The following is a 21653-nucleotide window of genomic DNA, read 5'->3' as shown; positions in this document are numbered from 1 at the left end:
GATGTCCCACGCAGGTACTATTTTAGGCATAAGTGAGTTAGAAATAGAACGTGTTCATCGACATGATTTTATTGAAGTGTGGGCGAAGCCTACTAAAAAGCCTCTATGCAAGCATTGTGAGAGTCGACATTTACGCATAAAAGCCACACATAAGCGCACTGTAAAGCACACGCGTCAAGGTAATCAGGTGCTAACGCTACATTTAAAGGTGCCTAAGTATCATTGTCGATGCTGTGGTCGTTATTTCAGGCATCCTTTTGTTGGGATTCGGCCTCGCTATCGGGCATCAGAGTGCTTTCGCTTGGAAGTCTTTGAGGCGCACCACGGCGGTGTTACGCAGCGTGGCATCTCACGCACACATCGCATTAGTCCAACTACGGTAGAGCGGTGGTACCAATCTCATATCAGCCAAAAATAAAGAGATTATCAGTCGCCCCTGCCCCGAGATGTTGGGGCTAGATGAACACTTTTTTACCCGTAAGAAGGGTTATGCGACGACGTTTGTAGATTTACGACATCGTAGTGTGTTTGATGTAAAACTGGGACGTTCTGAATTAAGTTTACGCTCGTATTTGCGCCACCTTCCCAATAAAGAGAACGTGAAGCTCATCGCGATGGATTTGTCCGAAACGTATCGCAGCATTGCTAAAAAGTACTTTCCTAACGCGACAATCGTCGCTGACCGTTTTCATGTGGTGCGCTTGATCAACCATCACTTCTTAAAAGCGTGGCAGCAACAACACCCTGAAGGACGTAAAAATCGGGGTTTACTTAGTTTGATGCGACGACATCAATGGCATTTAAGCGAAGAGAAAAACAGCAACCTACAACGCTACTTAGCTGACTATCCGGTGTTGAAAACACTGTATGAGGTCAAACAGAAGCTCATCAGGTATATGCTGTTAAAGACTATGAATGAAAAACGAATGGAGAAGACATTACCGAGGTTCTTAGACTTGCTTGAACAGTTACATCACAGTCCACTTCGTGCACTGGCCAATACCTTAACTTCGTGGTTGCAACCTATCATCGCCATGTGGCGCTTTACACGAAACAACGGGATCACTGAAGGCTTCCACAACAAAATGGAAATGATATCGAGAAGAGCGTATGGTTTTAGAAACTTTGAAAATTATCGAATAAGAGTGATGACCCATTGTGGATGGGATGGTGTTATCAATAGGGTAAGGTGAATGCTTATCCCCCGTTTATGGGGTAGAGCCCGAATAAGAGTGATGACCCATTGTGGATGGGATGGTGTTATCAATAGGGTAAGGTGAATGCTTATCCCCCGTTTATGGGGTAGAGCCAGAGAAGTTGGTCGGTGTGAGAGGATTTGAACCTCCGACCCCTGACACCCCATGACAGTGCGCTACCAGGCTGCGCTACACACCGACCGAAAGAGCCGACAAGTCTACTCAATTTTTTCCACATTGCAACGATATTTGCTAAAAAGCACGGCTAAGCGCTCAATTGCTAACCAACTCTTTGTTTTAAGCAGATAAACCTAACGTTACGTAGCACACGATCGTTACCACCACTGCCACTAACACATTAAGCACAATCCCTTCTCTGGCCATGGTTTTTATATCAAACTTTTCGGTGGAATAGGCAATGGCATTGGGCGCAGTGGCCACGGGTAGCATAAATGCACAACTGGCGCTAATGGCGGCAGGAATCATCAGCAATTTAGGGTCTACGCCTACGGCAAGGCCGGCAGCGGCCAAAATAGGCATAAGTAAGGTTGATGTGGCCGTGTTCGACGTAATTTCGGTTAAAAAGGTCACAAACAAGCAAATACACAACATTAATAGCAGTACCGGTAATGTGGAAAGGCCAGTAAGCCAAGTGCCCATGACTACACTTAAACCCGATGCCATGAACGCTTTCGCAATACAAATGCCGCCCGCAAACAACAGTAGCATTCCCCAAGGTATGTCGTTGGCGGTTTTCCAATCGAGTAGTTTTTCATTGTTGCCTTTGGCGTCTACTTCTCCATTATCGTTGCCACTGTTTACCAAAAACATGGCAACAACACCTGCTACAGCAATAGTGCTGTCGCTAATGGTGGTAATACCTAGCCATGCCGTCCAAAAGGGTCGAAAAATCCACGCCAGGGCCACCGTGCCGAATATGGCGAGTACCCGCTTTTCGGCTTTTGTCCAGTGCCCTGGCTCGGGCAAATCTATATTGCCAACGGTTTTAATGCCGCGAGCCAACCACAGTGCCATAACAGGAATAGCCACAATCACAATAGGAATGCCGGTTTTCATCCACTCAATGAAACTGTATTCCACCCCTTGGGTTTCCTCGTAAACGCTCATAAAGATGATATTGGGCGGCGTGCCAATGGGCGTACCTACGCCGCCCAAACTGGCAGCGTAGGCTATGCCTAATATAAGCGCTACACCAAACCTGGGGTTATCCAAGGCATTAATAATGGCGATAGCCATAGGTAACATCATGAGAATTGTGGCGGTGTTGCTGATCCACATACTCAGCACGGCGGTGGTCATCATGAAGCCTAAAATCACTTTAAGGGGGCTTCCCGACCCTGTTACCCGTAACATGTAGATGGCAAAGCGTTTGTGTAAATTAGCTTTTTCTAGTGCTTTCGACAACATGAACGCTGCCATTAGCAACATGATAACGTGGCTGCCAAGCGACGAGGCCGCTTCAGTGTGGCTAATTACACCAAACAACGGAAAAGCGGCGAACGGAATAACCGAGGTGGCGGGGATGGGTAACGCTTCGGTAACCCAAAGCACCGCAACGAACAAGGTAATTGCTGCGGTAAAGATAATATCTTTGGGTTGATTCATCACGTAAAGCACGCCACCGAGTACCAACGATGACAAAAACGCGAAGAATATTATAGTATTTTTCTTGGTCGCGGGCTTTTGCATTGCGCTTCCCTTATGCTGAACGAAAATATAATTGTTATTGTTTTATATTTTCTACCAGCAAATGGCGAGAAACGCACGCCATGATGTTGAATTTACATTTTATTTTTCTTGGTCGTCGGAAGAAATGCGGCTAGCCACTGCGCCGTCTTGCCCTTTGTATTTGGCATCTACACGCGCGTTATAGGGCTTTTCAGCCGGGTTCGACAACACCTCAAAACTCAACGCCCCTATTTTCATTTTAGGTTTTAGCGCCAAGGGTAATTTACCGCTGTTATAAAACTCTAAAACAATATTCCCCGCCCAACCGGGGTCAATTCTATGTGCAGTTACGTGCACCATTAGCCCTAGCCTTGCCAATGAAGAGCGCCCATCTAACCAGCCAACTATATTGTCTGGCAAGGTCACCGACTCATGGGTTATCGCTAGGGCAAGCTCTCCAGGGTGTAAGAAGAATGCTTTGCCTTCAGGAAGCGCTATTTCATCGCTCATTACATGATCAAGCGCTTCTTGTACTTGCGCTTTAGGGCCACTTAAATCGATATAGGGCGCTTGGTGATCTTCAAATACGCGAAACTTGTTACCAAGACGAATATCTACAGTTACGCCACTGATTTGGTCGTAATCTGGCATGGGGTCAATGGTAATTTTACCATCTTGAAGATGTTGGTAAATATCGCGATCGCACAAACGCATGGTGGTCTTCCTTATGTCAATAGGCCGCTATTATGCGTATGTAGCGCTAGCCAATCAACTGATTCGCTATTGCTTTTTAGTATTTTGATAATCTTAGGATTTGCCCACAATACCAATAGGGTCACCACGCAAGTGCTTTTTACCGTCGGAACGTACTTCAACGCTAAGCGCCAGTTGCATCGACATTGCCCGAGCCGCCTCTCTATAGCTAACCGAAAGCGGGCTTTCAGGTTCGCTAAGTAATAGCGGCGTGCCTGCATCTGCATGTTCGCGAATGCCTACATCGAGGGGCAGTTGCCCTAACAGTGGCAATCCATGACGCTGTGCCAATGCTTCGCCGCCATCTTTGGCAAAAATATAATCTTTGGTGCCACAAGCTCGGCACTGGTAATAACTCATATTTTCGATAAGCCCCAGCACAGGCACGTTCACCTTTTCGAACATACTAATGCCTTTTTGCGCGTCAGCGAGCGCTAAGTCTTGCGGCGTGGTTACCACAACCGCGGCGCTTAAGGGCACTTGCTGCGCCATGGTTAACTGAATATCGCCGGTGCCCGGCGGCATATCCACAATAAGATAATCCAAAACGGGCCACAGGGTTTCATCAAGCAGCTGCTTTAAAGCGCGGCTTGCCATAGGCCCACGCCATACAGCTGCATCTTCTTGCGGCACTAAATAGCCAATGGAATTAGCCACCATGCCATGAGCGCGCAAAGGCTGCATGTGTTTGTTGTCGCTACTTTCTGGGTGCTCACCGTCGTTACCCAACATAATAGGAATAGAAGGGCCATAAATGTCAGCATCTAGAATGCCCACTCTTGCGCCTTCTTGCATAAGGGCAAAGGCTAGGTTAACACTGGTGGTCGACTTCCCTACTCCTCCTTTCCCACTTGCCACGGCAATCACATTCTTAATATTGGTCACGGGCTCTACGTGGGTAACATGGCTGTCTATATGTTGGCGAATATGTAATTGCCCTTGCTTAAGCTTACCTTTTAGGGCGGCAATGAGGTGTTGTTCAATATTCGAAAACTGGCTTTTTGCACAAAACGGCAAGGTAATAGTTATTTGTACACCCTTATCGTTTTTTTCTTCGCTACACCAAGGTTGGGTATCTTTAGCGGTTAAACTGAAATAGGCGGCTAAAACTTCAGCAACTTTACCCGCTAATCCTGCCCCTTTTTTGGAAAAGAACATACAACTTCCTATCTTGTGTGTATTAAAGTGAATTACGTAATGCAAAAAATGCGGATTTCCGCTAGTATTTGCAGCCATTTTGAAACGCAAAGAATCAATACGTCATTATGTCAGAAAAACGCCGCATTCTGGTGACCAGTGCGTTGCCATATGCCAATGGCTCTATTCATTTAGGTCATTTGCTTGAACATATTCAAACCGACATCTGGACACGTTTTCAGCGTCTTCGTGGAAACGAATGTTACAGTGTTTGTGCCGACGATGCACACGGTACTCCTGTTATGCTTAAAGCGCAGGAGCTGGGCATTACACCAGAAGAAATGGTGGCAAGAACCCGCGCCGAGCATCACCAAGACTTACTCGACTTCCATGTTGAGTACGACAACTACTATGTGACGCATTCGCCAGAAAACAAAGCGTTGTGTGAAGATATTTACACACGTTTAGATAATGCTGGTTATATTAGCAAGCGCACCATCAACCAACTGTTCGATCCCGAAAAAGAAATGTTCTTACCCGACCGTTTTGTAAAGGGTACCTGCCCTAGCTGCGGTGCGGAAGATCAAAACGGCGACAGCTGCGATGTGTGTGGCGCTACCTACAGCCCCACCGAAGTGAAAGAGCCTCGCAGTGTGGTATCAGGCGCCACGCCAGTACTTAAAGAATCGGAACACTTCTTCTTCGACTTACCGAAGTTTGAAGACATGCTAAAAGGCTGGATCCGTTCTGGTGCGCTACAAGAAGAAATGGCCAATAAGTTGCAGGAATGGTTTGAAGAAGGTCTTCAGCAATGGGACATTAGCCGAGACGCACCTTATTTTGGCTTTGAAATTCCTGGTGCACCCAACAAGTTCTTCTACGTGTGGGTAGATGCACCTGTAGGTTACATGGCCAGCTTTAAGCATTTCTGTGATCAAAACAACTTAGAATTTGATGATTTCTGGAAAGCAGGTGCCGATACCGAGCTTTACCACTTTATTGGTAAAGACATCACCTATTTTCACTGCCTATTTTGGCCTGCCATGCTAGAAGGCGCGGGATACCGCAAGCCTACTGGCGTGAATATACACGGTTTCGTTACCGTTAATGGTAAGAAAATGTCTAAGTCCCGTGGCACCTTCATTAAAGGCCGCACTTACTTAGATCACCTGAACCCGGAATACCTACGCTATTACTTTGCCTCTAAGCTAAGTGACAGTGTTACTGACATCGATTTAAACTTTACCGATTTTGCACAAAAGGTAAATTCAGACCTTGTGGGTAAGGTCGTTAATATTGCTAGCCGTTGTGCCAGTTTTATAACCAAGCGTTTTGACGGTAAGCTTTCAGACAACATTGTTGAGCCTGAACTAATGGCTGAGTTTCAACAGGCCGCAGACAATATAGCCGCCTTATATGAAAAGCGAAAATATCACCAAGCGGTTCGTGAAATTATGGCTCTAGCCGATAAAGCCAACCAATTTATCGACAACAATGCACCTTGGGTTACTATTAAAGATGAATCCAAACAGCAGTTCACCCACGATGTATGTTCATTGGGTATTAACATGTTCCGCATGTTGGTTATTTACTTGAAGCCAGTATTACCGGTACTTGCTGAAAAAGCGGAAGGCTTCCTTAACGACGAATTTAATTGGGCGTCGTTGCAAACCGTCCTTACCGGTCACAGCATCAATAAATTTAAGCCAATGATGCAACGTGTAGAAATGGAGAAAATAGACACCATGGTTGAAGATTCCAAAGAAAGCCTTGAACCCCAAGCACCAGCAATCGACCCTAATAGCCCACTAGGCAAAGACCCTATTAGTGATACCATCAGCTTTGAGGATTTTGCCAAAGTCGATTTACGTATAGCCCGCATCGCCAAAGCTGAACACGTAGAAAAAGCCGATAAGCTACTGCGATTAGAGCTAGATTTAGGTGGTGAGACTAAACAGGTTTTCGCTGGAATTAAATCGGCGTATTCACCAGAAGCACTGATTGGTAAGCATACTGTGATGGTAGCCAACCTTGCGCCTCGTAAAATGCGTTTCGGCTTATCCGAGGGCATGGTGCTAGCCGCAGGCCCTGGTGGTGACGAACTCTACATTCTAGAGCCACACGAAGGTGCAAAACCGGGGATGCGCGTTAAGTAGCCCCCTACTTGTTCGAATACAAAGCCACTGACAGCTACCTGTTAGTGGCTTTTTTATTTCCTAATGTGTTATTTGCTCAATTTGGCTGAGCGGTAAGACGGTGTTCTGGCGCTTGCAGCACCTACCGCAGAGAAGCGGGGCTTTAATTTTAATTTAGGGCGAATAGCCGTCATAGGAAATACCCGTTTGCGTGCCAAAATAACGTAAGCGGCACTGCACCAAGGCAGATAGCGAGACAAATACTGCTGAATGCGTTCAGAATACTGCCAACGAGGCTGGAAGAATAGCGTTGAAAACATAATTTGCCGTTGCTCTACAATTTCAAACCCCAGCAATTGTAACCAATCTCGAATTCTAAACGAGGTAAAAAAACGTGCATCGTGCAGCAAATTATCACGTTTCACTGGCAATATTTTCGCCATACCGGCCAAGCTTAACGGGTTAAAGCCACTAATAATCACATAGCCACTTTGGGTAATGGTTCTATCCACTTCACGTAAAATTTCATGGGGGTCTTGTGCGAAGTCTAATTCATTGGCCAGAAGAAACCCGTCTATGCTGTTTTCGGCGAACGGTAATATGTGTGACTGTCCAATCACGTACGATGAAGAAAAAGGTGACTGTCCATTTTCATAGGCGGTGCTGGTGGTGTCTTCATCTTGTTCGCTGGCACGTTGGTTAAACGCGAGGCTGCTTGTAACATGGGTTTCGCTGGGCACTTGATTGACCACATGCCGAATAGGGCTTTGGTTTAAAGGAATTTGCGCACTCAGCGCGCCTAACTTAACGAAGTGATAGCCAAAAATGCGCTGAGTGTAGTCGTCACACACTTGGGTGACGGCTTGCTGTATTTGCGGGCCAGCAGGAAAGTCTGTCCAACTGCTTGGATACCGTGGTGCCTCGTGACGAAATGCAGATTTCATATTAAACTTAGCGTGCCCTAAGGTTGCTCTACGTACTACAAGTTATTATAGTATCGCATAATTATACCTACACAAGCAGGTGCGCCATGACAACTGACGTTCTTCCCAGCGGTATTTCACTCGTTCCTATTGAAGCCTTCACCGATAACTACATTTGGTGTCTTCACAATACTCACGATGCCATTGTGATAGACCCCGGCGATGCCGAGCCCGTTTTGGCGTTTTTGAAAAAGCACCAACTGGCGTTAAAAGCGATTTTGATCACCCACCATCATCACGACCACACAGGCGGCATTGCTAAACTTGTATCAGCCAACCCAGGTATGCCCGTGATAGGCCCAAGGGGTAACCACATTCGTGGCATCACTAAATCGGTATCTCAGGGCGATACTGTGCAACTGCCTGTACTCTCGCTTAACTTTCAAGTAATGGAAGTGCCGGGGCATACATTAGACCACATCGCCTTTTTTGGCCATGGCATTGTGTTTTGTGGTGACACCTTATTTTCGGCAGGTTGCGGGCGTTTGTTTGAGGGCTCTCCAGAACAAATGCTCCATTCACTAAATAAGCTAAAACGCTTACCCGACGATACCTTGGTGTGCTGCGCCCATGAATATACGTTAGCTAACATTAGCTTTGCACAAGCGGTAGAAAAAGAGAATCAAGCACTCAACGATTACCAACATTGGGCAAAGCAACAAAGAGAGGCTAACTTACCCACTCTTCCCTCAACATTAAAAGAACAGAAAAATATTAACCCTTTTTTACGCGCACATGAACTTTCAGTAAAAACCGCTGCCGAAGCCTATTGCGAAAAAACATTACAGGACGATGTTGCCGTGTTTACTGCGGTAAGACGTTGGAAAGATGAGTTTTAATGCAAATTGCTTCGTTTATAAGTAGAATACGCGGTTTGCTCAAACGCTGAGAGGTTTCTTCATAATGCAGTTGAAGTTTGTTTTGTCTCCCCTGGTTTTAGCCGTGGGGCTAAGCGGGTGTCAGATCACGGATGAACAAACCCTAGAATCCAGCACGAACGACCAGGCCTTGGCGTCGTGCAATGAATTACATACCACAGAAGAAGCGATAAGCGATTGCGAAATAGCCCGCGATGGTGTGATTGAAGTTGTGCACCCAAACGATGCCTTGCTCGATGAAGCCCAAGAAATCGTAGACACACAAAATATTGAAACCCAAGCGGTGATCACCGACGTTTGGCAACGGGTAAGTGATGGCTTACGTTTTCATATTCCTGACGATAAGCGTGTAGAATCACAAAGAAACTGGTACTTAAAGCACCCAGAATACATGAAGCGTGTGGTAACGCGTGCGCAGCCGTTTCTTTATTACATTGTAGATGAAATAGAAAAGCGGGATATGCCTATGGAGCTGGTACTTCTGCCCATAGTAGAAAGCGCATTCGACCCCTTTGCCTATTCACATGGCCGAGCGGCCGGTATGTGGCAATTTATTCCCGGTACAGGCAAACGTTTTGGAATGGAACAAACCTGGTGGTACGACGGCCGTCGAGATGTGGTTGCCTCAACCCAAGGTGCGCTAGATTACCTTACCTACCTTGCCAACATGTTTGATGGTAACTGGTTACATGCCCTAGCGGCGTATAATAGTGGTGAAGGCCGTGTTTCTAAAGCCATTCGCGCAAACAAAAAAGCGGGTAAACCTACCGACTTTTGGAACCTGCGCTTACCCAGAGAAACCCGTGCCTATGTGCCAAAGTTACTGGCGCTAGCCGATATTCTCAAAAATCGCGATACCTACGCTTATGCATGGCCAGAAGTAGAAAATGTGGCCGTTATTGATATTGTCGACATAGGCTCTCAGGTTGATTTGGCATTTGCCGCCGACCTTGCAGGCATGTCGCTAAAAGAGCTTCACGCCTTGAACCCAGGTTTTAATCGCTGGGCAACGTCGCCTGAGGGGCCTCACAGGCTTGTACTCCCATTAGATAAAGCCAGTACTTTTGCTGATGCATTGGCCAAGATTGACCGTAACGACCGCCTAAACTGGGTGCGCTATACCGTAAAATCGGGCGACAGCTTAAGCGAAATTGCCAGTAAGTATCATACTACCGTTAACGTGGTTAAGCAGGTAAACGAACTTAAATCTAATACCATACGTGTAGGGCAAGCTATTATGGTGCCCGTGGCGCTTAAAGCGCTTGATGCATATTCACTAAGCCAAGGTGAACGGCTAGCAGCTACCCAAAATACGAAGCGCAGCGCACATAAAATTACCCATACCGTAAAATCTGGTGATACCTTGTGGGACATTGCGCGTAAGTATAAAGTATCCACAAAGAAGCTCGCGAGCTGGAATGGCATGGCGCCAAACGACATGCTGAAACTTGGCAAAACCTTGGTGGTTTGGCAAGACGCGCCAGCAAGTAAGAACAGTGATGCCATTATTAAGCAGCTAACCTATACCGTAAGAAACGGTGATTCGTTATCGCGCATTGCATCAAAGTTCAATGTTCGTATAAATGACATTAGTAAATGGAATAACATCAATAGCAAACGCTACTTACAACCGGGGCAAAAGCTCAAGTTATTTGTAGACGTCACTAGGCTAGACAGTACAGGGTAACAAGTATGCTTAAAATTAACCGGGAAAATTTACGCAATAGCCATGAAACTCCCTGGTTAATTTTAGATTTAGTCATGCTAGGGGTTTTGTTTGTGAACCTAGCATGGCTAATTTTCGATGCCCTTTACGCTACTGACTTCATTTACGCCCAAATTAATACCTACTTCCCTGCGCTGGTTAACGCATACGATCCCATTCACCATAACTTTTTGCTGGTAGATTTAGTCTTTATAGGCATTTTTCTTACCGAGTTTTGCTTTCGATGGGCTGTGGCTATTGCGCGTAAAGAGCACCTTCGCTGGTACTTTTTTCCTTTCTTACATTGGTACGACTTAGTGGGCCTTATTCCCCTTGGCGCAACGCGGCTATTTCGTTTTTTACGCATATTTTCAATTTTGCATCGGTTGCACAAATTCCAAATTATCGACTTAAACCAAACTGCAATATTTCGATTTTTTGCGTTTTACTACGACGTTTTTGTAGAAGAACTTAGCGATCGTATTGTTGTTAAGGTGCTCAGTGATGCTCAAAAAGATATTGCGGCGGGTTCACCCTTAGTTGACGACATTACCCACAATGTATTAGCACCACGCCGCCCTGTTATTACACAATGGTTGGCGGGGGTGGTGAATCACTTAGGACAGTCTATTAGTAGTCAGGAACATGGGCAGGTGATTCGAGAACATGTTCGAAAAAGCGTGGGTAAGGCTGTACGTAGCAATGCGCAAGTGTCCACACTTAACTATTTACCGGTGATAGGTAAAACCATAGAAAACACGTTAGAAGAATCGGTAACAGACATTGTGACGATGTCGCTGGTGAATTTACTCAGCGATTTAGATGCTCAGCGTATTGATCACTTTATGTCGGTGGGTATGCACGATTACACCCCCACCGCCGACGCATTAGATAAAGAAGTGCTGGATGTTATTAATGAATGTTTAGAGCTAGTGAAATCTCACGTTGCACAGCAGCGTTGGAAGTCGCAACTCATGGAAAAAGAATCGGCAGTCCCCTCGTCTACGCCACCCCGAGCGCCAAAACCAACACCGCCAGCTAAATAGCTGGCGGCTGGTTGATTGTGCGGGGAATAGGCGGTGGCTACGCTTTACGCCATGTTGTGCCACCTGCACCATCTTCAAGAACAATCCCTTTCGCAGTGAGTGCATCGCGAGCGGCATCCGCCGCCGCCCAATCTTTTGCAGCACGGGCATCGTTGCGCTGTTTAATTAAGGCTTCAATTTCTGCGCTTTCATCATCGTCACCTTGCCCACCTTTTAAGTAAGTATCAGGGTCACTTTGCAACATGCCTAAAATACCGCCAAGCCCTTTAAGCACAGAGGCTAGCTTGCTGGCTTCCGCGGCGTTGTCTTTTTGGCGATTAATTTCACGGGCCACATCAAACAACACGGAAAAGGCCTCTGGCACATTTAGGTCATCGTTCATTGCCCCTTCAAACCTTTGCAGGTAACCGCCGTAACTTAGTTCGGTAGTCTCATCTATCACAACCCCACGTAATGCCGTGTATAAGCGCTCTAGTGCCGCTTTAGCCTGAACAATGTTATCTTGAGAATAACTTAGCTGGCTGCGGTAATGTGCCGACATTAAAAAGAAGCGTAACGTTTCTGCATCATGCTCTTTTAGCACATCTCTTAGGGTAAAAAAGTTACCTAACGACTTCGACATTTTTTCGTCGTTCACCTGCACCATACCTGCGTGCATCCACACGTTCACGTAAGGTGTGTCGTACGCGCAGCATGACTGTGCCACTTCGTTCTCATGGTGTGGAAATATCAAATCTGAGCCGCCACCGTGAATATCAAAATGCGCACCTAGGTGCTTGTGATTCATGGCAGAACACTCAATGTGCCAGCCAGGACGCCCTTCGCCCCACGGTGACGCCCATGCAGGTTCACCCGGTTTAGCGGTTTTCCATAAAACGAAATCTAATGGGTCATCTTTGCCTGAAGCAACTTCAACTCTCGCCCCTGAGTTTAATTGATCTAAGTCTTGTTTACTTAGTTTGCCGTACTCAGGGAATTTGCTCACGTCGAACAGCACGTCGCCGCTGCTGGCTTGATAGGCAAAACCTTTCTCAACCAAACGCTCAATGATGGCAATAATTTCGTCCATGTGGCCGCTAACGGTAGGCTCTACGTCCGGTTCTGTTAAGTTTATGGCGGCAAAGTCTTCATGCATCATCGCAATAGTGCGAGCAGTGAGTGCTTCAAACGACTCGCCGTTGTCATTCGCTCGGGCAATGATTTTGTCGTCGATATCAGTAATGTTACGCACGTATTTTACGTCGTAACCTAAATGGCGCAGATAACGAACCAACACGTCGAAGCTTAAATACGTGCGCGCGTGCCCCATATGAGAAAGGTCATAAACGGTAATTCCACACACATACAAGCCCACTTTCCCTTCTTCAAGCGGAACAAACTTCGCTTTTTCTCGGGTTCGGGTATTGTATAAATGCAGCATAATTATCGTTTCCTTAGTAAAATTTGGCCGCAAAGTTTATCACTGTACGCATTGAAATGGTAAGACTTTGCATGGCTTTTTAACATCACGCTTTCCCGAATTACGTGTTTTGCGTTACCATGTGTTAATGAAGACTTTTTCGTTAATCAGGACAAACAAACATGGTTACTTTTAAAACAAACTTTGGTGACATCACCTTAGAACTTTTTGAAGATAAAGCCCCTAAAACAGTAGAAAACTTTTTATCGTACGTAAAAGACGGCTTTTACGACAACACCATTTTCCACCGTGTTATTGAGGGTTTCATGATTCAAGGCGGTGGTTTCACTGTAGATATGGATCAAAAAGACACTAAAGACACTATCGAAAATGAAGCGAACAACGGCGTAGCAAATGAAAAAGGCACCATTGCCATGGCGCGTACTAACGACCCTCATTCAGCTACCGCGCAGTTTTTCATTAACGTTAATAACAATGATTTTCTCAATCACACCAGTGAAAGCGTTAACGGCTGGGGATACTGCGCATTCGGTAAAGTTACCGAAGGCATGGACGTAGTAGAGAAAATTAAAAGCGTAAAAACCGGTTCAAGCGGCTATCACCAAGACGTACCTGTTGAACCCGTTATCATCGAAAAAGCCATCATCGCTTAATTTTCTTTCTTGGCTGCTTTTCTTCAAAGCAGCCAATTTCTACGCTAGCAGTGTTATATGTCATTTACTTACTTTATTGCCGATTTACACCTTAGTGCCGACCGCCCCGACATCACAGAGTGTTTACTTAACTTTCTGTCCCGTGACGCCAAACAAGCAGACGCCCTTTATGTTCTTGGTGATCTATTTGAAGTATGGATAGGCGATGATGACATTACACCTTTTAATACCGCCATTGCTGCCGCCTTTCATGAGGTAAGCCAGCACTGCCCTGTTTATTTCATGCACGGAAACCGCGACTTTGCTATTCGCGAGGCTTGGTTGAAGAAAGCCGGCATGTCGCTACTTAAAGAGCAGACGGTGGTCGATCTCTACGGCACCCCTACGCTTTTGACCCATGGAGATGAGTTGTGCACACGCGACGTGGCCTATCAAAAATTTAGAAAGAAATCCCGCGGTTGGTGGTGGCCAAGGCTGATGCTGGCGCTACCGCTTTGGTACCGACGTAGAGTCGCTGAAAATGGCCGAAAAGAAAGCAAGGAGAAACAAAAAGGTCTTAAGCCTGAAATTATGGACGTCACCCCCCTAGAGGTTGAAAAGGCCATGCAGCGTCATGGTGTGCAAAGACTCATTCACGGGCATACCCATCGCCCGAACATTCATTCACTCACGGTGAATGGAAAACCTGCCACTAGAATCGTATTGGGTGATTGGTATGACCAAGGTAGTATTCTGAAGGTATCCCCAAAAGAAGTTATGTTACAACATAACAAATTTAACCAATAATATCTGATACTTAGTCCATCATTCACTGTCACGAAAAATTAACAAATGTATTTTATTTCCCTTGTCAGTTCCCCAACTCAATGATGTTTAACTACAAATTTTTCTAATTTCAGTTAATTCACTCCGCAATTTCAAAACATAAATTTGAGTTAATATAACTGTCAAATAATCGTCACTTTCCCTCCCTATTGTAAAGAAAGAGCCAATTTTTTGATAATAGTTATCATTATCAATGGCTTGTTATGTCTTAAAAAAGTAACAGAAACCTTCTACCAACTTAATAACAAGTAGGAAAAAACGATGACTCGTACTTGGAAAGCGACACTGGGTGCAATAGCACTTGCGGTATCGTCTGGTTTGCACGCCGACGTGCTACCTGCGAATCAAACAGACAGCGCATGGTATACAGACGCACAAGCACAACTATTAGAAAAGCTTGCTACTAACAACCAGTTTAAAGCGAAGAATGTGATTCTTTTTGTTGGCGATGGAATGGGTGTGTCTACCCTTACCTCTGCACGCATACACAAAGGGCAACTTGAAGGAAACATGGGCGAGGAAGGCTATCTCTCTTTTGAAACCTTTCCTCATACCGCGCTTGTTAAAACATATAACGTTGACGCGCAAACCCCTGATTCAGCGGGTACCATGACCGCTATGATGTCGGGCCTTAAAACCGATGTGGGTGTTATCGGTGTAGATGAAGACATTGAGCGCGGAGAATGCGCAACTGTAGAGGGGAACGAAGTTATCACCGCATTAGAATTAGCGGAAATTCGTGGCCTTTCTACAGGTATCGTATCAACGGCACGTATTACCCACGCGACGCCCGCTGCGACGTATGCAAAATCGGCTGACAGAAACTGGGAAGACATTTCAGATATGCCTGAAGACGCAGTGTCTGAAGGTTGTGTGGATATTGCCGACCAACTTGTTAACTTCGAGCGTTTTGTTGAAGCACGTTACACCGGCGTTGATATTGATGGCATCGACGTAGCCATGGGTGGAGGCAGACGCCACTTTTTACCCAATGACGCTTCAGCCAACAGCCCAGATGCTTCAAGCGATGTAGAGGGCGATCGTACCGACGGTAGAAACCTTGTGACTGAATGGCAAGACACCTATAGCAACGGCGTATACGTGTACGATGAAACAGGTTTCGATGCTATTGACACCGAAAATACCGAGCGCTTGTTTGGCTTGTTTAACGAGTCGCACATGCAGTACGAAGCCGACAGAGAAAATGACATTGCTGGCGAGCCTTCTATTGCAGAAATGACCGAAACCGCTATCAATATTCTAGATAACAACGACAGCGGCTTTTTCCTAATGGTTGAATCCGGGCGAATTGACCATGCTCACCACGCTGGCAATGCGGCCGGCGCGCTCACAGACACGCTTGCGTTTGAAGCTGCGGTAACCGCGGCGGTAGAAAATACCGACCCATCAGAAACCCTTATCTTAGTTACTGCCGACCATGGCCATGTATTTACGATTGCTGGCTACCCTAAACGCGGTAACCCAATACTAGGAAAAGTGGTTAATGTAGGTGAAGAAGAGCCAGCAACAGCGTCTGATGGCACACCGTACACAACACTAGGCTACACCAACGGTAGAGGCTTCCAAAACCTGGGAGACGAAACAGATTCAGATGTGGCTTACGGCTTGGATATTGCCGCAGGTCGTGTTGATTTAACCGATGTTGATACCACCACAGCAGGGTATCACCAAGAAGCGCTTATTCCTTTGTCTTCTGAAACCCATTCTGGTGAAGATATCGCACTTCACGCAACTGGGCCAGGCAGCCAACTAGCACAAGGCGTGGTAGAACAAAACGTTGTTTTCCACCTCATTAACCAAGCCCTTGGCCTGATCAACGAATAAGTGGAGAAGAACAATGAACCTTTTTAAATTAAGTATTATTGCAATTGCTGTAGCTGGCCTATCAGGATGTTTTTTAGAAGGCGACGATGGCTCTGACGGTGTCGATGGTGTAAACGGTGTTGATGGCGCAGACGGCTCAGATGGCGCAGACGGCTCTGATGGCAACGACGGTGCAGATGGCAGTGATGGGCAAGACGGCTCAAACGGTGCTAACAGTTTAACGGTGCAAACCAGTTTAGAGGTGGGCAACGAAAACTGCCCCAATAGCGGTGTACGTTTTGACTCAGGCTTAGACACCAATGGCGATGGAGTTTTAGGTGATGATGAAATTACCGATACTAACTACGTGTGCGCGCCGGGCGTGTCACAAGTTGCCACCGGCGAGTTACTGACGAGCCTAAACAACGATTGGTTTGTTAGTGCGCAGGCAGAAGTAGAAAATAACAAGCAGGTATGGATGCAAGCCACCGGTACCAGTACGGTGAGTACCACCAGCGTGAACAATGTGAGCGTACAGGCCGTGGCCACTGACGACGCTCAAGCGCTTGCAGAAAGCCTTCGTGGTACCGCGAAGAACGTCATTCTCTTTGTGGGTGACGGCATGGGTATTTCTACCGTTACCGCAGCGCGTATTTTAGAAGGTCAGATGAACGGCCTAGACGGTGAAGAGTATCAATTAAGCTTCGACAAATTCCCCTTCTCTGGTTTATCTAAAACCTACAACGTAGATGCGCAAACGCCGGACTCTGCAGGCACCATGACAGCAATGATGAGCGGTATTAAAACCGACGTGGGCGTTATTGGTGTAGATGAAGATATTGAGCGCGGCGAATGTTCTACTGTAAGCGGTAACGAGTTAGTCACTGCGTTAGAGTTAGCGGAAATTGCAGGTAAGTCTACGGGCATTGTTTCAACCGCCCGCATTACCCACGCAACACCAGCAGCAACCTATGCAAAATCGGCTGACAGAAACTGGGAAGACATTTCTGATATGCCAGAAGATGCGGTAACCGCCGGCTGTGAAGACATTGCTGATCAACTGGTTAATTTTGAATCTAATCTTGAAGCGAGTTATACCGGTTTAGATATAGACGGCATTGAAGTTGTCATGGGTGGCGGACGTCGCCATTTCTTACCGAATGATGCGTCAGCAAACAGCCCAGATGCTGCAAGTTCTACCGAAGGTGATAGAACCGATGGTCGTAACCTTGTCACTGAATGGCAAAGCATGTACACCAATGGTGTATACGTTTATGACCAAAGCGGCTTTGACGGGGTAGATACTGAAACCACTGAACGCTTGTTTGGTTTATTCAACGAGTCGCACATGCAATATGAAGCTGATCGCGGTAACGACATCGCGGGGGAACCTTCTATTGCAGAAATGACCGAAACCGCCATCAACATTCTGGATAACAACGACGAAGGGTTCTTCCTTATGGTTGAGTCTGGCCGCATAGACCACGCTCACCATGCGGGTAACGCCTATGGCGCATTGCACGATACCATGGCGTTTGCTGAAGCTGTTGCCAAAGCCGACGAACTTACTGACGATTCAGACACCTTGATTATCGTTACGGCTGACCACGGTCACGTGTTTACCATAGCCGGCTACCCTAAACGTGGTAACCCCATCTTAGGTAAAGTGGTTAATGTAGGTGAAGAAGATGCTGCAACGGCATCAGACGGTACACCTTACACTACGTTAGGTTACACCAATGGTTTGGGCTACAGAAACCTCGGCGACGAAACCAACTCTGATGCGTCTTATCTTGAAGCCGCTGATACGGGCCGAAAAGACATTACCGATGTTGATACTACAACGCCAGGGTATCACCAAGAAGCGCTTATTCCGCTAGGTTCAGAAACTCACTCTGGTGAAGATGTGGGCATATATGCAAAAGGACCTGGTGCATTTTTGGTTAACGGTACTAACGAACAAAGCGTCATTTTCCATGTTATGGATTTTGCAGCAGACTTCGTGAGCGATGCCGATAGCGTAGTTGAATAACACTCACTGTACCAACAACAATAAATGTAACACGAGTTCATCGAAAGAAGAACGACAGTGGGGGCCTACGGCTCCCACTATTTTTGGAGTTTACAATGCAACGTTTTTCTCTATTACTTATTGCTATATTTAGCGTGACAGCAATGAAAACCGCCAAGGCCGATACTGGCTGCACACTAAGTTCACAATCGTTAAAAGCCACTTACCAGGTGACAACCACCAGAGGCAACAGCGAATCACCAGCCACCACCCTAATGCTTTGGCGCGATGGGAACAAAGTGGCACATCAGTACCCACAAACTAACATTACTGAAACTTGGCAGCTTATAAGAGACACCCACATTAAAGCCGTGCGCTATTTTGATGGCCACAATCGCGCCATTGAGTACCAACCAAACGAGCGCATCCACGGTAAGGTAGAGAAAGATTTCTCTTATCGCTACCAATTAATCAGTGACGGGGTGCTGGCTAAGATGGTTGAACAAGAAACCGTGGGTGAAGGCTGCAACACGGAAGTAAAAATGACGCTTAACGACCAAGCTCAGCATATTACGCTAACTTGGCTACCGGCTTTTCGGTTGATTAAAGACTTTCAGGTTGAAGCTAAGGGTATGAAGCGAGAATGGCGCCTCACCTCACTAGCACACCCAGACAAAGAAAAACTAGACACCCACGCCTTTTTCGCAGAGCGCGAGGCATATCAGTCCACTGATTATGCTGATATTGGTGACGATCATACCGACCCCTTTCTCACGAAAATGGTTAACCAAGGTTTCATTGAGGCAGGCGCGTCAGGCTTTTACCATCAAGATGGACATGCGATTGAAGGGCAACACAAACACTAGACGAAAGTATAAATAACGAATAAAACTGTCCTTTTGCCTAGCGTTTTTTATACGCAATTGTCTAATATATGTTATACATTATTTAGACATTTTAAATGATCATCAGGGACGGTGTAGCGTATGTTGGAAATTTTGCTAAGCGATGCTAATTATTGGTTTAGCGTCGCTTTATTTATTGTGGTGATTCTGTTTACGCTTGAGCTTACCTTTCTATTATTTGGTATAAGTGCTTTAGGCTTACTAGATGACTCCCCTGTTGCTAATGTAGAAATAGATGGCTCCTCCCTACTTGCTATAGGCAACTGGCTAAATATCGATAAAGTGCCATTACTGGTGTGGCTAGTCTGCTTTCTATCTCTTTTCGGTTTACTCGGGTTCTTACTTAACGCGGCTACCCATTCACTTTTGCAATTTACCCTCCCCTCGTGGATTTCTATCATATTTGCCACTGTTTGTAGTCTTTTCGCTACGTCAAAATTGAGCATAGGTGTGGCGAAGTTGCTGCCAAAAATGCAGTCTTCTGCACTCAACAATGATGACTTTGTGGGCGCTGTAGCACATATCACGATAGGATGCGCATCGCGGGGAAACCCAGCCGAGGCGAAATTCACCGATAATTACGCACAGCCTCACTATGTGCTTGTCGAACCCTTTGAAGAAAAAGAGCTATTTGACCGCGGCGAACGGGTCATTTTAGTGAAAAAGACGCCACACAGCTGGCTAGCCACTCGATATCAATAATTAAAAGAGAAAACGTATGGATACTATTCAAACATCAAACTTATCATCGATACTATTTATTGCCGGCATTGTTGTCGTTACCCTGATCACCATTGGCTTAATTTTCGCCAAGCTCTACACTCGCGCCACCAAAGAAACAGCCTTTGTACGTACGGGGCTAGGCGGAGAAAAAGTGATTAAAGATGGCGGTGCACTTGTGCTTCCTGTTGTGCATGAAATTATTCCTGTAAACATGAATACCCTGCGTATTGAAGTAGAAAAAATACAAAAAGACGCCCTAATTACAAAGGATCGCATGCGTGTAGATGTTAAAGCTGACTTTTATTTAAGGGTAGCGCCAAACGCCGCGGGTATTTCAATGGCGGCGCAAACATTAGGAACACGCACCACCCGAGCTGAAGAAGTGAAAAAGTTGATGGAATCTAAGTTTGTTGACGTGCTTCGCGCCGTGGCAGCAGAGATGACCATGACTGAAATGCACGAACAGCGTGCCGATTTTGTGCAAAAAGTACAGCAAAGTGTGGCAAATGACCTGGAAAAGAATGGATTAGAACTAGAGTCTGTAAGCTTAACGGGCTTTGACCAAACCGACTTAGATTTCTTTAATGAAAATAACGCATTCGACGCAGAAGGTCGCGCACGCTTAGCGAAGATCATTGAAGAAAAGCGCAAAGAAACCAATGACATTCAGCAAGAAAATCGTATTTTAATTGAACAGCGAAATTTAGCAGCAGAAAAACAATCCCTAGAAGTAAAACGGGATGAAGAAGAAGCGCGTTTAACCCAAGAACAAATACTGGCATTTAAGCGCCAAGAGCAAAAAGCGGAAATTGCAAAACAGCGGGAAAACAAAGAACGTGAAGAGCGCGAAGCAGAAATTGCGAAAGACCGCGCTATTGAAGCGGCAGAAATAGAAAAATCACGGGAAATTGAAACTCAAGAGATTGCTAAACGCCAAGCTTTAGAGCAAGCGCGTATTCGTCAGCAGCAAGAAGTGGAAGTTGCCGAACAAGTTAAACAAATAGCGGTTGCCAATAAGTCTGAAGAAGAATCAGCTGCGCGGGCAAAAGCGGCGGAAGCTGAAAAAGGTAAAGTTGAGAAAGTAGAAGCGGTAACCACAGCTAAAATGGTGGCCGAAGCTGAGCGTAAAAAGCAAATTGAAGTAATAGACGCCCGCAAGGAAGCTGAGCGTGAGGCGGTAGGCATTACTGTTGAAGCTGAGGCGAAAAAAGAAGCCGCAGAAAACAGTGCTGAAGCCATACTGACAGAAGCCAAAGCCGCTGCCGATGCCAAGATGCTGCAGGCTGAAGCCGATGAGAAAGTTCTTGCGGTGGAAGCAGCCGGTAAACAAGCTCTTTACGAAGCTGAAAACACCCTTAAAGACGAACAAATAGAATTACAAAAAGCACTAGCCATGTTGAAAGTGTTACCAGAACTCGTGGAACATGCAGTTAAACCACTTCAGAATATTGAAGGGATTAAAATACTGCAAGGCTATGGGCAAAACGCAAGTACAACCAATGGGCAAACAGTGGCAAGTGGCAGCCAAGGCGGGTTAGCTGAACAAGTCACTCAGGCTGCGCTAAGTTATCGTGCTAATGCCCCCGTTGTAGATGCCATGCTACGTGAAGTGGGGCTCGTGGACAGTGAAAAAGGAACACTCGATGACCTTATCACCGGTAATAGCTCGGTAATGCCTAAGGTTACAGGGGCTAACTCCTCCACTGGCGAGTCAAAATCCAATGGCGCAGCAAAGCCCAGTTAAACGGCTTATGTATTTACACGGGCCAT

At 46.1% G+C, this 21653-nt stretch carries 16 protein-coding genes, 1 tRNA gene and 1 pseudogene; 12 read left to right on the top strand and 6 right to left on the bottom strand.

Annotated elements, in window-relative coordinates; all coding sequences use genetic code 11:
* Nucleotide 1 precedes the first annotated feature (1 nt).
* Nucleotides 2-1193, top strand: a pseudogene (locus IUA53_RS20450) (ISL3 family transposase).
* A gap of 125 nt (nt 1194-1318) precedes the next feature.
* On the opposite strand, the gene IUA53_RS07330 reads toward IUA53_RS20450, so the two are convergent.
* From IUA53_RS07330 to apbC, 4 genes are all read right to left on the bottom strand, one after another.
* Nucleotides 1319-1395: transfer RNA gene (locus IUA53_RS07330), tRNA-Pro, on the bottom strand.
* A gap of 98 nt (nt 1396-1493) precedes the next feature.
* Complete coding sequence (locus IUA53_RS07325) at nt 1494-2906, bottom strand: SLC13 family permease (RefSeq protein ID WP_044057419.1); 1413 nt, start codon at nt 2904-2906, stop codon at nt 1494-1496.
* 99 nt (nt 2907-3005) lie between these two features.
* Entirely contained in the window at nt 3006-3599 is a 594-nt protein-coding gene (gene dcd / locus IUA53_RS07320; protein ID WP_196898941.1) for a dCTP deaminase, read from the bottom strand.
* Nucleotides 3600-3692: 93 nt separating this feature from the next.
* Nucleotides 3693-4796 (bottom strand): iron-sulfur cluster carrier protein ApbC, encoded by a 1104-nt coding sequence (gene apbC, locus IUA53_RS07315; RefSeq protein WP_196898939.1) that lies wholly within the window; start codon nt 4794-4796, stop codon nt 3693-3695.
* 107 nt (nt 4797-4903) lie between these two features.
* On the opposite strand from apbC, the gene metG reads away from it, so the two are divergent.
* The gene (gene metG / locus IUA53_RS07310; protein ID WP_196898937.1) at nt 4904-6931 is read left to right on the top strand and encodes a methionine--tRNA ligase; all 2028 of its coding nucleotides are present in this window, start codon (nt 4904-4906) and stop codon (nt 6929-6931) included.
* A 68-nt stretch (nt 6932-6999) separates the two neighbouring features.
* On the opposite strand, the gene IUA53_RS07305 is transcribed toward metG, so the two are convergent.
* Nucleotides 7000-7854 (bottom strand): methyltransferase domain-containing protein, encoded by an 855-nt coding sequence (locus IUA53_RS07305; RefSeq protein ID WP_044057423.1) that lies wholly within the window; start codon nt 7852-7854, stop codon nt 7000-7002.
* An 86-nt stretch (nt 7855-7940) separates the two neighbouring features.
* Here IUA53_RS07305 and gloB point away from each other — a divergent pair, with 86 nt between their 5' ends.
* The 3 genes from gloB (at nt 7941) to IUA53_RS07290 (ending at nt 11522) form a co-directional block, all read left to right on the top strand.
* Complete coding sequence (gene gloB, locus IUA53_RS07300) at nt 7941-8732, top strand: hydroxyacylglutathione hydrolase (RefSeq protein WP_196898935.1); 792 nt, start codon at nt 7941-7943, stop codon at nt 8730-8732.
* 64 nt (nt 8733-8796) lie between these two features.
* Entirely contained in the window at nt 8797-10458 is a 1662-nt protein-coding gene (locus IUA53_RS07295) for a lytic transglycosylase (RefSeq protein WP_196898933.1), read from the top strand.
* Between the two features lie 5 nt (nt 10459-10463).
* On the top strand, nt 10464-11522 hold the full coding sequence (locus tag IUA53_RS07290; protein ID WP_044447854.1) for a hypothetical protein: 1059 nt from the start codon (nt 10464-10466) through the stop codon (nt 11520-11522).
* Nucleotides 11523-11559: 37 nt separating this feature from the next.
* On the opposite strand, the gene cysS is transcribed toward IUA53_RS07290, so the two are convergent.
* On the bottom strand, nt 11560-12942 hold the full coding sequence (gene cysS / locus IUA53_RS07285) for a cysteine--tRNA ligase (RefSeq protein ID WP_044057426.1): 1383 nt from the start codon (nt 12940-12942) through the stop codon (nt 11560-11562).
* 161 nt (nt 12943-13103) lie between these two features.
* Between cysS and IUA53_RS07280 the strand changes: the two genes are divergently transcribed.
* From IUA53_RS07280 to IUA53_RS07250, 7 genes are all read left to right on the top strand, one after another.
* Nucleotides 13104-13595, top strand: a complete 492-nt coding sequence (locus IUA53_RS07280; RefSeq protein ID WP_044447856.1) for a peptidylprolyl isomerase — start codon at nt 13104-13106, stop codon at nt 13593-13595.
* Nucleotides 13596-13652: 57 nt separating this feature from the next.
* A complete protein-coding gene (lpxH, locus tag IUA53_RS07275) occupies nt 13653-14381 on the top strand; it encodes a UDP-2,3-diacylglucosamine diphosphatase (protein WP_044057428.1) in 729 nt (242 codons plus the stop codon).
* A gap of 300 nt (nt 14382-14681) precedes the next feature.
* The gene (locus IUA53_RS07270) at nt 14682-16265 is read left to right on the top strand and encodes an alkaline phosphatase (protein ID WP_044057429.1); all 1584 of its coding nucleotides are present in this window, start codon (nt 14682-14684) and stop codon (nt 16263-16265) included.
* Between the two features lie 13 nt (nt 16266-16278).
* On the top strand, nt 16279-18276 hold the full coding sequence (locus IUA53_RS07265; RefSeq protein ID WP_196898931.1) for an alkaline phosphatase: 1998 nt from the start codon (nt 16279-16281) through the stop codon (nt 18274-18276).
* Between the two features lie 95 nt (nt 18277-18371).
* Nucleotides 18372-19121 (top strand): hypothetical protein, encoded by a 750-nt coding sequence (locus tag IUA53_RS07260; RefSeq protein WP_196898929.1) that lies wholly within the window; start codon nt 18372-18374, stop codon nt 19119-19121.
* Between the two features lie 120 nt (nt 19122-19241).
* Complete coding sequence (locus IUA53_RS07255; RefSeq protein WP_196898926.1) at nt 19242-19862, top strand: OB-fold-containig protein; 621 nt, start codon at nt 19242-19244, stop codon at nt 19860-19862.
* A gap of 16 nt (nt 19863-19878) precedes the next feature.
* Entirely contained in the window at nt 19879-21627 is a 1749-nt protein-coding gene (locus IUA53_RS07250) for a flotillin family protein (RefSeq protein WP_196898924.1), read from the top strand.
* Nucleotides 21628-21653: the final 26 nt, after the last annotated feature.

The sequence above is a fragment of the Alteromonas sp. B31-7 genome (assembly GCF_015767655.1).
Lineage (GTDB): Bacteria > Pseudomonadota > Gammaproteobacteria > Enterobacterales > Alteromonadaceae > Alteromonas > Alteromonas australica.
The sequence above is the reverse complement of the archived record's forward strand: the minus strand, read 5'-3'. Positions and strand labels throughout refer to the sequence as shown.